At 74.9% G+C, this 12,586-nt stretch carries 8 protein-coding genes and 2 pseudogenes; 3 read left to right on the forward strand and 7 right to left on the reverse strand.

The window, feature by feature from the left end; translation table 11 throughout:
- Window positions 1–17: 17 nt before the first annotated feature.
- The 7 genes from ML5_RS13610 to ML5_RS13640 are packed head-to-tail and all read right to left on the reverse strand — an operon-like array spanning window position 18 to window position 8,342.
- Window positions 18–2,258, reverse strand: coding sequence for an AAA family ATPase (locus ML5_RS13610; RefSeq protein WP_013475078.1), 2,241 nt, complete (start codon window positions 2,256–2,258; stop codon window positions 18–20).
- Between the two features lie 36 nt (window positions 2,259–2,294).
- Window positions 2,295–2,789: a hypothetical protein gene (locus ML5_RS13615; protein WP_013475079.1), complete on the reverse strand. Its 495-nt coding sequence runs from the start codon at window positions 2,787–2,789 to the stop codon at window positions 2,295–2,297.
- A gap of 45 nt (window positions 2,790–2,834) precedes the next feature.
- Window positions 2,835–3,596, reverse strand: coding sequence for an ATP/GTP-binding protein (locus ML5_RS13620; RefSeq protein WP_013288868.1), 762 nt, complete (start codon window positions 3,594–3,596; stop codon window positions 2,835–2,837).
- Entirely contained in the window at window positions 3,574–4,023 is a 450-nt protein-coding gene (locus tag ML5_RS13625; protein WP_013288867.1) for a DUF742 domain-containing protein, read from the reverse strand. Before ML5_RS13625 ends, ML5_RS13620 begins: the two co-directional genes overlap by 23 nt.
- Window positions 4,020–4,484: a roadblock/LC7 domain-containing protein gene (locus ML5_RS13630; RefSeq protein ID WP_013288866.1), complete on the reverse strand. Its 465-nt coding sequence runs from the start codon at window positions 4,482–4,484 to the stop codon at window positions 4,020–4,022. Before ML5_RS13630 ends, ML5_RS13625 begins: the two co-directional genes overlap by 4 nt.
- On the reverse strand, window positions 4,481–7,177 hold the full coding sequence (locus ML5_RS13635; protein ID WP_013475080.1) for a nitrate- and nitrite sensing domain-containing protein: 2,697 nt from the start codon (window positions 7,175–7,177) through the stop codon (window positions 4,481–4,483). Before ML5_RS13635 ends, ML5_RS13630 begins: the two co-directional genes overlap by 4 nt.
- On the reverse strand, window positions 7,164–8,342 hold the full coding sequence (locus tag ML5_RS13640) for a hypothetical protein (RefSeq protein ID WP_013475081.1): 1,179 nt from the start codon (window positions 8,340–8,342) through the stop codon (window positions 7,164–7,166). The genes ML5_RS13635 and ML5_RS13640 overlap by 14 nt, the downstream gene beginning before the upstream one ends.
- 374 nt (window positions 8,343–8,716) lie before the next feature.
- On the opposite strand from ML5_RS13640, the pseudogene ML5_RS33250 reads away from it, so the two are divergent.
- From ML5_RS33250 to ML5_RS13650, 3 genes and pseudogenes are all read left to right on the forward strand, one after another.
- Window positions 8,717–9,419 (forward strand): annotated as a pseudogene (locus ML5_RS33250) (alpha/beta hydrolase); the annotation flags it as partial.
- A gap of 104 nt (window positions 9,420–9,523) precedes the next feature.
- Window positions 9,524–11,581 (forward strand): annotated as a pseudogene (locus tag ML5_RS13645) (ATP-binding cassette domain-containing protein); the annotation flags it as partial.
- On the forward strand, window positions 11,581–12,498 hold the full coding sequence (locus ML5_RS13650) for an ABC transporter permease subunit (protein ID WP_013288862.1): 918 nt from the start codon (window positions 11,581–11,583) through the stop codon (window positions 12,496–12,498). The pseudogene ML5_RS13645 and the gene ML5_RS13650, both read left to right, overlap by 1 nt.
- The last annotated feature ends 88 nt before the right edge of the window (window positions 12,499–12,586 follow it).

Consider the following 12,586-nt stretch of genomic DNA (forward strand, 5'->3'; position numbering starts at 1 on the left):
GGAGGCGGGCCGGTTCGTCAGGACCGGCCGGTGGCGTACGACTCCAGGTGCGCGAGCTGCACCGGGTCCAGGGAGGGGCGGACCCGGTTCCGGGCCGCCTCGACGTGCGCGGCGGTCACGGTGCTCGCGCTCAGCGACTCCCGCATGGCTGCGAGCGCCGCCTCCCGGATCAGCGCGGCGCAGTCGGCGGCGGAGAAGCCGTCCAGCTCCGCGCCGAGCGCGTCGAGGTCCACGTCCGGCGCGAGCGGGACGTCCCGGGCCGAGGCGCGGAGGATCTCCGTACGCGCCGGGCCGTCCGGCGGCGGCACGTAGACCAGCCGTTCCAGCCGGCCGGGACGCAGCAGCGCCGGGTCGACCAGTTCGGGGCGGTTGGTCGCGCCGACCACCACCACGTTGCGCAGTGCCTCCACCCCGTCCAGTTCGGTCAGCAGCGCCGCCACCACCCGGTCGGTCGTACCGCCGTCGGTGGCCTGCCCGCGTACCGGGGCCAGCGCGTCCACCTCGTCGAGGAAGACGAGCGTGGGTGCGGCCTGGCGGGCGCGGCGGAACAGCTCCCGGACCGCCCGCTCGCTCTCACCCACCCACTTCGAGAGCAGCTCCGCGCCCTTCACCGACAGCACGTTCGCCCGCCCGGACCCGGCCAGCGCGGTCACCAGGTAGGTCTTGCCGCAGCCGGGCGGACCGTAGAGCAGCACCCCGCGCGGCGGCGTCACGCCCAGCCGGGCGAACGTGTCCGGATAGGTGAGCGGCCACAGCACCGACTCGGTGAGCGTCTGCTTGACCTCGTGCAGCCCGCCCACGTCGTCCAGCGTCACCGACGCCAGCTCCAGCGTGGACGCGGACATCGTGGTCGGCCGGACCACCTCCAGCGCGGCGGTGAAGTCGGCCATCGCCACCGTCGGCGTCTCCGCCGTCTTCTGGCGCAGCGCCGCGCGTACCCCTGCCTCGCGTACCAGCGCCGCCAGGTCCGCCGCGACGAACCCGGGGGTACGGGCGGCCACCTCGTCCAGCCGGACGTCACCTGCGAGCGGCACCTCACGGGTCAGCACCGTCAACTGCTCCCGGCGCAGCGCCGCGTCGGGCAGCGGCACGGTGATCCGCAGCGCGAGCAGGTCCGGGCCGCGCAGCGCCGGATCCACCGCCTCGGGGCGTCCGCTGGTGCACACCACAGCGGCACCGGCCCGCAGCGTCTCGGCCACCACCTGGCGGAACACCGTGGCCAGGGGGCCCGGCTCGTCGGCCGGGGCGATCGACTCCACGTCGGTGACCAGCAGCACGGCGGGACCACCGGCGCGTACCGCCGAGGCGGCCTCGCGCAGCCGGCGGGCCGCCGCGTCATTGCTGAGCGCGGCCAGCTCCGGCGCCCAGAGCGGCCGTACGCCCGCGCCGACCCGGGCGGCGACGGCACGCACCAGCGCGGACTTGCCCGAGCCCGCCGGGCCCTCCACCAGCACACCGAGCGAGACGGTGGTGCCGAGCCGGCCCAGCACCTCACGGTGGTGGAAGCCCAGATCCAGCAGTTCGGTCAGCTCCTCGGCCTGGGCGCGCAGGCCGGGCAGCTCGTCCACGTCGGGCGCGTCCTCCGGGCCGAGCAGGTCCCCGTCGGGTTCCGTCCCGGGCGGCGTGGCGGGGGCGGAGAACCGCGCGGGGGAGGCCGAGGACGCCGGGCCGGAGCCGCGGGTGGCGGCGCCGTGCTCCCAGCCCACCACCGTGTCCATGGTGACGAGCGCGCCGACCGCCGGTTCGGCCGACACGACTGTGAGCAGCGTGCTCGTCCAGGCGTACCCGACGGAACTGGCCAGACTGCGCCGCGCGGCCTCGATCAGGCCGCGCACGGCGGCGTCCGGCAGCACGTCCTGCGGCAGCAGCGAGACGTCGTCCCCGGCGGTGACCACCTTGCCCAGCAGCGCGAGCCGCAGCATCTCCGGCGGGACCGCGGCGACCACAGCGGCCGGGCCGGAGAGGGTGAGCCGGCGTGCCGGGGTCGCCGGCAGCGGGCTCACAGTGACCTGGCCGCCGGCCCGCAGGCCGAGGTTGCCCAGCAGCAGGTCGTCGGCGTGCAGCAGGGCGCCGCTGGTGCTCGGCTCGGCGGCGGCCGCGATGCCGGCGGTGACCCGGCGGCCGGTCAGGCGTACCGGGTCGCCGGGGCGCAGCGCCAGCGCGGTGAGCACCTCGGGATGCAGGCGCACCACGCCGCGGCGGGCGTCGAGCGCGGCCGGCCGCAGCGTCGCGGTCAGGGTCAGGTCGGGTTCGGCCACCCGCCGACAGTAGCCGCCCCGATCATCGGGTGCCGGTCAGCGCGGGCCCGGATCGTCCAGCAGCGAGGGGTCGCGCCGGATCATCTCGGCCAGCCGGGCCGCCGGGTCGGACTCCAGCGGGTCGTGGCCGGGCGCGGGCACCGTCTTCACCGACATGGGCCACGCCGGCGGCGGCGCGGGCGGCGCCGCCGTCCCCACCGTCACCGCCGCGCCGGACCAGGAGACCCGCAGCGGGTACGCCTGCTCGCCCAGTTCCACGCGCAGCGTCACGGCCAGCCCGGGGTGCTCCGCCACCACCCTCCGGACCGCCTCGGCGACCTCCTCGACCGGGTCACGCCGAACCGGCGCCTCGCCACCGCGCAGCCGGTACGCGCCGCGCCCCGCCCGCTCGTCGCCCGGCTCGTCCGCCGCCTCCACGGGCACGTCCCGCTCGGGCGTCCCGGCGGGTTCGCCGGGCATCGGCGCCCGGCGGCGCAGCGCCTCCTCGCGCCGTGCCATCCGGGCCAGTGTCTCGTCCAGATCACCTCTCATGGCGTCCACCCCTTCGCCAGACAACGGATCGAAACGACTGCGAGTTCAGCCTGCCCGGGATCGGGTGGCCCGGTCCAGCGCACGGTCCAGGACGACGAGCAGGGCGTCCCGTACCGAGAGGCGGTCCCGGGCGTCGAACTGCACCAGCGGCACGTGCTCGCCGATCGCCAGCGCCCAGCGGATCGACGGCAGGTCCAGGGCCAGCCGGCCGTCGAAGGCGTTGACGCCCACCGCGAACGGCAGACCGGACCGCTCGAAGAAGTCGATCGCCGGGTAGCAGTCGTCGAGCCGGGCGCTGTCCACCACCACGAGCGCGCCGAGCGCGCCCCGGGCCAGGTCGTCCCACATGAACCCGAAGCGCGCCTGGCCGGGCGTACCGAAGAGGTAGAGCTTCAGGCTGCGGTCGATGGTCACGCAGCCGAAGTCCATGGCGACGGTGGTGGTGGTCTTGCCGGCGACCCCGCCCGGGTCGTCGATGCCGATGCCGGCGGTGGTCATCTCCGCCTCGGTGGTCAGCGGCGCGATCTCGGAGATCGCGCCGACAGTGGTGGTCTTGCCGACCCCGAACCCGCCGGCTATGAGGATCTTGACCGGGATCGGCGGCCGGGGCGCCGGTACCCGGCTGACGATCGGGGCAGGTTCGGCCGGCGGCACACCCGGCGGCAGGTACGGCAGCGGCGGCGTGGGCGGGGGTGGCGTGGCCCGGCCGATCAGCGGCGCCGGGCCGCCGTAGCGGCTCGGGGCGCTGTTGGCGGCCGGCCCACCCGTGGCGGCCGCCGGCCATTCAGGAGATCGCACGAAGTCCATCAATCACTCGCAGGATGATGTCGGGATCGAGGGCGTCGTCGACGTCCGCGACGTGCACGTCGAGATGGCCGGCGGCGCGAAGGTCGCCGACCAGCACCCGGGTCACCCCGAAGTGCATCCGGGTCCGGGCGGAGATCTCGGCCACCGAGACGGGCTCGGCGCAGATCGCGACGATCGCCGCCAGCTCCGGGGCCAACCGGGCGGTCACCGCCCACGAGGTGCTGCCCGGACGAGCGGTGACCTGGGTCTCCAGGCCGATCGCCGGGTCGCCGTCCACCCGTCCGGAGGTCAGCACGAAGGGGCGTGGGCCGGTCGGCTCCCCGTCGCCCGCGTCCGGCTCCGGCACCGGAGCGGACGCGTGCAGGAAGGGGCGGATCCGGACGCCGGGTTCCGGCTCCGGGTCCGCGCCGGCGGCCCCTGGGATCATTGCTGTACGGCGTTCTTCAGCTCGGCGATCAGGCGCGGACTCAGGGCGCCGCCGGCGCGGCCGGCGAACAGCGTCATCTCGTACGCCACGGTGCCCAGGTTCGCCGTGCGGTCGGCGACGACGCCGAGCACCGAGCCGCTGCTGATCGCGCTGATCAGCAGGTATCCCTCGGCCATGTCGACGATCACCCGGTTGAGCGCGCCGAGCGCGTACCAGCTCGCCGCGCCCCCGGCGAGACTGGTCATGCCGGAGACCACGGCGGCGAGCCGTTCCGCGTTGGACCGGTCCTTGATCGCGGACATGGCCATCAGCAGCCCGTCCGAGGAGACCGCGATCGCCTCCATCACCCCGGCGGTGCTGGAGGTGAACGAGTCGAGCAGCCAGTTGAAGGTGCGTGCCTCGGGGCTGAGATCGCCGGTGGTGCTCTGTTCGACGTTCTCGTGGAGGAAGGGGCTGGTCACCGTGATGGGTCCTCTTCGTAGCGGCGGTCGGTACTGACTTCGCGCAGAGCACGGGCGACGCCCGCCTCGAACTCGCTGATCCGGTTGCGTACCTCGACGGGGTCGCCGGGGTCGGAGCTGGTGGGGGGCACGGACTGCGCCGGGGAGACGGACAGGTTCGCGCCGGGCACCCGGCGGCTGAGCCGGGGCCGTTCCGCAGCCGGGGGCGCGTGGTCGACGTCGCCCTCGGCCCGCCGTACCCCGTCCTGGAACGCCTCGACCAGGGCCCGGACGCTCGACGGGTCCGCCGGTACGCCGATCAGTGGTCCGCCGGTGGCCGGTCCGGCCGGGCCGGCGGGCGGGGTGGCCGGCAGGTTCGCGCCGGGCACCCGCTGCCGGATCGGCGAGCGGGTACCGGGCCGCCCGGCGGGCGGCCCGACCGGGTTCGGCCCGGTCGGCGCCGGCATGACCGGGGATGACCCGGCGGGCGCCGGGGCCGGGCGGGTGGCCGGCGGCGTCAGGGTCGGGCCGGTCGCCGGCCCGGCGGCCGGGGGAGCGGCCGGGGCCGGGCCGACGACCGGTGTCGGCGGGGAGACGTGCCCGGGACGCGCCGCCGGTCCGACCGGCCGGGTGTCCGACGGCGGCCAGGCCGGCGGCGGACCGCCGGTGGCCCGACCCTGGTCCTCGATCGGCTCCGCGGTGTCGGCCTGGTGGCCGAAGGCGTTCCACGGGTCGCCGCTGGACATGCTGCGCGTGGCCCGGGTCAGCAGCTCGGCGTCGAAGCCGGACGGCGCCTCGACGGCCGGTGGCTCCGGCTCGCGGGTGCCGGACACGGCGGCCCGGCCGGCGCCGGCGCCGACCGGCTCGGGGCGGCGGATCACGAGCGAGGCGCCCGGGATCTCCAGGGCGGCGGTGACGCCGCTACCGGGGGTGTGGCTCAGCCGGACGCTCCAGCCGTGCCGGCGGGCCAGCCGGCCGACCACGAACAGGCCGAGCACCTCGGTCGGGGCGAGGTCGAGGCGTTCCCGCCGGGTGAACCGGGCGTTCTCCTCGGTCATCCGGTCCTCGGTCAGGCCGATGCCGTGGTCGACCACGACAAGTCGTGCGCCGCCCTCGGTCAGCTCACCGGTCACCACCACACGGGTGTGCGGCGGCGAGAACGAGGTGGCGTTCTCCATCAGCTCGGCGAGCGTCAGCACCAGGTCGCCCGCGATGGCGGGGGCCGCCGCCACGCCGGGCGGTACCTCCACGTCGACGCGGGTGTAGTCCTCGATCTCGCCGAGCGCGAGCCGGACCACGTCGGCCAGCGGGACCGGCGCCACGTGACCGTCCGAGCCGGTGGCGCCGGAGAGCACCACCAGGCTGCCCGCGTTGCGGCGCAGCCGGCTGGAGATGTGGTCCAGCCGATAGAGGTGCTCCAGGCGGCCCGGGTCGGTCTCCTGCCGTTCCAGCCGGTCGATGAGCGCGATCTGGCGGCCGACGAGGTTCTGCGTACGCCGGCCGACGTGGCCGAACATCTGCGCCACGTTGCGCCGCCCGGCGACCTGCCGCTCGACCAGCCGGGCGGCGGTGTGCTGCACCCGGTCGAACGCGCGGGCCAGGTCGCCGATCTCGTCCCGGGCGCTGACCTCCACCGGGTCGAGGCGTACCGGGGGGACCGTTTCGGACTCGTCGTCGGCGACCCGGGTCAGCTCGGCCTCGGTGACCCGGGCGACCCGCTCGGCGGAGCGGGTGAGCCGGCTCAGCGGCCGGGCCACCGTACGCGCCACCGTCATGCTCAGCAGCACCACGACGAGCAGGATCGCCGCCGCCGCCAGGCTGACCAGCCAGGCCGCGGTCAGGGCCTCCCGTTCCCGGGCGCGGGTCTCCGCGATGACGTCCGCGACGACCTTCTTCTCCACGAACTGGCCCAGCGTGATCATCGACCGGGCCGACGGGAACAGCACGTCCAGCGGCACCGGCGCGATCGCCTTGTCCGGATCCCGGAGGCTGTCCACCAGGAACGTCGGGCTGGTCCGGGCGGCCACCGCCGCGTCGTCCAGCTCGGCCACCTTCAGCTGCTCCGGCGTGATCAGCTTGCGGAACCGCCGGTTGTCGACGTTGAGCCCCGCCATGCAGGCCACGAACGACCGGGCCACCTGCGGATCGCCCGTCGCCTTCACCAGCACGATCTGCGTGGTGCACGAGCTCAGTGCCTCGTCGACGCGCAGCAGCGCGTCCAGGGCGAGCACCTGCCGTCCGGCCGCGGTGTCGGTGTCCACCTGGAAGGGCAGCCGCAGCGCGTCGATCAGGGCGGTGTCGACCTCGCCGAACACGGTCAGGATCTGCTGCGGTGTGGCCCGGCCGCCGAGCGTGGCGTTGCGGACGTCCTCCAGCCGGCGTACCCCGTCGAGGCTCTTGCGGACCGCCGTCGGCAGCGTCTCGGCGCGCAGGTCCGCGACCCGGTCGTCGACGGTGGCCGACTTCTGGATCAGCTCGGTCCGGCTCACCCGCCCGAGCAGCAGCCCGACCGACAGCAGGCGTTCCTGCTGGAGATCCTGGACCAGGCTGCCGACCCGGCTGGCGACGCGGACGGTCTCGGCGGTGTCGGCTGCCTCCCGGGCGGCGGTGACCCGGTCGATGACGACCGGTACGGCGAGTCCGACCATGCTGAGCAGCGGAATGATGACCAGCAGGGCGAGCTTGCCCCGGATGCGTAACCTACCGAGCAGCATCGAACGGCCTCCACCGGTCGGCGTCGCCACCGTGTCCCACCGCGACCGGCTGGCGGTCGGCCCCGGGCGCGGAGAGCGGTGGCTCCGGGTGGACAGTCGGCGCCGGCCCGGCCTCGGCCGGTTCCCGGCGTGCCGGGGTGGCCCGGGACCGGTCCCGGCGCAGCGCGGCCACGTGCAGCGCGACGATCCCGGCGATCAGCACCACCGCCGCCCCGGCGGCGATCCGGCCCAGCAGCCGGTCCCGCTCCAGGGCGTCGAGTCGTTCCCGCAGCAGCGCGTCGAGCTGGTCGAGGATGACCGTGCGGAGCTGCTTGGCGGCGTTCTGCGCGCTGATCCCGGCGCGGGTGAGCTGGTCGGTGCTCGGCGCGGAGCGGCCGGCGCCGGGCGCCGAGTAGACAGCGAACGTCTCCAGTGAGCGCTGGTAGGTGTCCAGCGGCGTGAGCACGTTGGCGCCCAGGTCGGTGCTCTCCGAGCTGTCGACCGCCGAGCGCAGGTCGGCGACCAGGTCGGTGGCGGGACCGAGCGCGGAGACGCGCAGCTCGGCCAGCTCCGCGCCGACCCGCGCGCGTTCGGCGGCGGGGCGCTTGGCGGACAGCCGGGCCAGGTCGACGAGCCGCCCGGCCAGCACCGTCGCGGTGGGCAGGTCCCCGCCGATGCCGTCCTGGAGGAAGAACGAGTCGGAGCGCGGGTCGCGGATCAGGCCGGAGCTCTCCCGTACCTTCCGGTAGAGGGCCAGGAGCAGGTCGGACGCCTCGCCGTAGGCTCGGTACGCGGCCTCGGGGTCACCGATCCCGCGGTCCGGCAGCGCCTCCAGCTTGGCCCGCAGCCCGGCCCAGCGTTCGTGGGTGCGCAGCTCGTCGCCGACGGCGTTGTCCACCTCCGCGACGCCCTCGATGGCGGCGGTGAGCGAGGCCCGGGAGACGGCCCCTTCGGCGACGGCGATGGCCTGGGCCTCCACCAGCGTGTCGGTGACCGACCCGAGGGCGCGCAGATAGCGGACGCCGAGCCGCTCCCGGCTCACCAGGTCGTGGTCGTCGGCGAAGTCGCGTTCGGCCTGGACGAAGATCAGCCCGAGCGGGGCCAGCAGCGCCAGCACCAGCACCAGGGCGAGCGTGCGGCCCGGTACGGCGGGCCGCCGGCGAACCCGCGACGCGGGGACTGTCATGGTGTGTCTCCTCCGGCGACGGCGGGGCGATCGGTGCCCCGGGAGGTCGCCGTACGCAGTCCCGTGCACCGGACCGGAAAAGTAGCCGAACCGGACGCGCGTGAGACCTCGGCCGATGAGTCGGCTTCACGTCAGTCCATTTTGGGTGACCCTGCGTCAGGGCGAAAGGTACGTAGCGTGTGATCGTGTTGCCGAGAAATGACATCGACGATGGTTTGCGCCTGTAGATGTGAATTCACATGATCCGAATACGTCCCGCTGGGATGCTCTGGACCTTTGGCGGATGACGGACGCTACGCGACGATCGGTGCAACCGGACAGACGTACGGCGGATCTCAGCGAATGCTCAGCCGTCGGCCCGTACCGTGTGGCGCATGAGATCAACCGCCGCGCGGCTCCGGCGCGCCCTGGCCGGCCGTCCGCGCCGCATCGTCGCCGCAGTGGTGGTGGTCGTCCTCGTCGCCGCCGCGCTGGTCTGGGTGGCCCGGCCGCGGGGCGCGGACTTCCGGACCGAGCCGGCCCTGGTGACAGTGCGTTCCGGGCCCTCCGGCGACGAGCCGGTCGACCTGGACACCACGCTCTACCTGCCGGAGGACGCCTCGTCGTCGAACCGGGTGCCGGCGGTGCTGCTGGCGCACGGCTTCGGCGGGACCAAGGACTCGGTCCGCTCCGACGCCGAGGACCTGGTCGCCCGCGGGTACGCGGTGCTCACCTGGACCGCCCGCGGGTTCGGGCGCAGCGGCGGCCAGATCCACCTGGACAACCCCGACTACGAGGTGCGGGACGCGCAGCGGCTGCTCGACCGGCTCGCGCAGCGGCCGGACATCCGCCTCGACGCGGCCGGCGACCCCCGGGTCGGTGTGGTCGGCGGCTCGTACGGCGGCGGCCTGGCCCTGCTGCTCGCCGCGCAGGACCAGCGGATCGACGCGATCGTCCCGATGATCACCTGGAACGACCTGTCCCGCGCATTCCTGCCGGAGAGCAGCGGCCGGCAGCCCACCGACGGCGTGTTCAAGAAGGGCTGGGCGGGCATCTTCTTCGGCGGCGGCGGGAACGCCGGATCCGGCCCGGCCGGGCTCTCCGGGGCCACCGCCGCCGCACCGGAGGGCGCACCCGAGTCGGCCGGCCCGCCGAGCCCGCAGCCGGGCGCCGGGCCGGGCACCGGTGCCGGTCGCGCGCCGGCCGGCGCCGCCGACCCGTCCTGCGGGCGCTTCGCGGCCGACGTCTGTGCCGCGTACCTGCGCATCGCCACCACCGGCCGGGCCGACGCGGCGGCGGTCGAACTGCTGCGCCGGTCGTCGCCGGCCGGCGTGCTGGACCGGATCAAGTCGCCGACGTTGCTGGTGCAGGGCGAGGCGGACACGCTGTTCCCGCTGGCCGAGGCGGACGCCAACGCCCGGGGCATCGCCGCCGCCGGCACGCCGGTGCGGGTCGCCTGGTTCACCGGCGGCCACGACGGCGGCTCCGGGCCCACCTCCGACTCCGACCGGGTGAAGTTCCTGACCGCGCAGTGGCTCGACCACTACGTCAAGGGCGACGGGGCGGCGCCCGGCGACACGTTCACGTTCTCCCGGATCGCCGGGTTCGACGCGCTCGACCGGGGCCTGGTGGCGACCGGTTTCCGCACCGCCGACTATCCGGGGCTGACCGGGCAGGACCGCCGCGAGGTGACGCTCGCCGGTCCGCCCCAGCCGGTCGCCGTACCGCCGAACGGCAACCCGGCGGCGATCTCCTCGGTGCCGTTCGCGGGCGCGCTCGGCTCGCTGCTGGACGGCGTCGCCGGTGACATCCCCGGCCAGCACGCCCGCTTCGAGTCGGCGCCGCTGGACGAGCCGGTCGACGTGGTGGGCGCGCCCACCGTGCGGATCAGGGCCGCCTCACCGACCGGCGAGGCGGTGCTGTTCGTGAAGCTCTACGACGTCGACCCGCAGGGCGCGGCCACGCTGCCCTCCGGCCTGGTCGCGCCGGTGCGCCTGACCGGCCTGCCGGCCACCGTCGACGCGGCCACGCCGGTCACCGTGACGCTGCCGGGGATCGTCCGGCGGGTCGAGGCCGGGCACCGGCTGCGGCTCGTGGTGGCGACGTCGGACCAGGCGTACGCCTCGCCCGCCGAACCGGCCGTGCACACGGTGGCGCTCGCCGACGGGCCGCTGACGCTGCCCACCGTCGACGCCACGCCGATCCCCACCACCGCCGCGATCTGGCGCTGGGCTCTGGCCGGCCTGCTCGTCGCGATCGTGGCCGGGCTCGTCGTGGTCGTGCTGCTCACTCGCCGCCGGCACCGTCGCCAGGACGACTCCGTGCACCCGGAGTACGCGGGCGTCCCGCTCGCCGTGCGCAACCTGCGCAAGGAGTACGCGGACGGCTTCGTCGCGGTCTCCGACGTGGACTTCGAGGTGCACCCCGGCCAGGTGGTCGGCCTGCTCGGGCCCAACGGCGCGGGCAAGACCACCACGCTGCGGGTGCTGATGGGACTGACCCAGCCCACCGCCGGGGAGATCTACGTCTTCGGTCACCGGCTGGTGCCGGGCTCGCCGGTGCTGTCCCGGATCGGCGCGCTGGTCGAGGGGCCGGGCTTCCTGCCGCACCTGTCCGGCCTGGACAACCTCAAGGCGTACTGGCGGGCCACCGGCCGGCCGTGGGAGGACGCGCACTTCGACGAGGCGCTGGAGATCGCCGGCCTGGGCGACTCGGTGCACCGGCGGACGAAGAAGTACAGCCACGGCATGCGGCAGCGGCTGGCCATCGCCCAGGCCATGCTCGGCCTGCCCGAGTTGCTGGTGCTGGACGAGCCGACGGACGGGCTGGACCCGCCGCAGATCGCCGAGATGCGCCGGGTGCTCCAGCGGTACGCCACCGACGGCCGGGCGGTGCTGGTCTCCAGCCACCTGCTTGCCGAGGTGGAGCAGACCTGTACGCACGCGGTGGTGGTGAACAAGGGGCGGATCGTGGCGTCCGGCCCGGTGGAGGAGATCGTCGGCGAGTCGCCGAGCGTGCTGTTCGAGGTGAGCGACCCGGACGCGGCGCGTACGGTGCTCGACCGGCTCGACGGCGTACGGGTGCTGCCCGACACCGAGGGCGGGCTGGTGGTCGACACCAACGGCACCGCCCGCAGCGAGGTGGTGGCCGAACTGGTCCGCGCCGGCATCGGGGTGGACCGGGTGGTGCCCCGGCGCCGCCTGGAGGACGCGTTCCTCGCCCTGGTGGGCGAGAACTCTCGGGGAAGCGGGGACCGGTGATGGCGGGTTCGTCTGTGGCATCGTCGCCTGGTGGCGGCACGTCCGGTACGGCGGCGCCGGGCGCGGGCGGGGCGGCGGCCGGTTACCGGCCCTCGGCCACGCTCCCGTTCGGCGCGGAGTTCCGGCGGCAGGCGTCGCGCCGGCGTACCCAGCTCGCGCTGGGGTTCATGGTGCTGCTGCCGCTGATCATCCTGGTGGCGTTCCAGTTCGACGCCGGGGACGACGACGGCGGCGGGCGGGGCGAGTTCTCCAGCCTGGCCGACCTGGCCACCTCGGGCGGGCTCAACTTCACCCTGTTCTCGATCCTGGTGTCCGCGTCGTTCCTGCTGGTCGTGGTGGTGGCGCTGTTCTGCGGCGACACGGTGGCGAGCGAGGCGAGCTGGGGCAGCCTGCGCTATCTGCTGGCGGTGCCGGTGCCCCGGGCCCGGCTGCTCGCGGTGAAGCTGGTCGTCGCGCTCGCGTACTCCGGGCTGGCCCTGCTGTTGCTGGCCGGCACGGCGCTGCTCGCCGGCACGCTCCGGTACGGCTGGAAGCCGCTGAGCAGCCAGGTCTCGGCCGAGCTGGCGCCGGCGGACGGGTTGCTGCGGCTGCTCGGCGTGCTCGGCTATCTCGCGGTCGTGCTGCTGGTGGTGGCCGGACTGGCGTTCCTGCTGTCGGTGACCACCGATGCCGCGCTCGGCGCGGTCGGCGGCGCGGTGCTGCTGTGGATCCTGTCCAGCATCCTGGATCAGATCACCGCGCTGGGCGGGCTGCGGAACCTGCTGCCGACCCACTACAGCAGCGCCTGGCTGGGGTTGCTGTCGACGCCGATGCAGACCGACGACGTGGTCAAGGGCGCGTTCTCGGCGGTCGTCTACGCCACGCTGTTCTGGGGCCTGGCCTTCTGGCGCTTCACCCGCAAGGACGTCACGAGCTGAGGTGATCGGACGGGGTCACCACGGGAGCGCCTCGGCCCATATCATGGGAGCGTTCCCATGCGATTGTCCCGCCTGCAAAGATATCGAT

This window comes from Micromonospora sp. L5 (assembly GCF_000177655.2).
In the GTDB taxonomy this organism is placed as follows: domain Bacteria; phylum Actinomycetota; class Actinomycetes; order Mycobacteriales; family Micromonosporaceae; genus Micromonospora; species Micromonospora aurantiaca.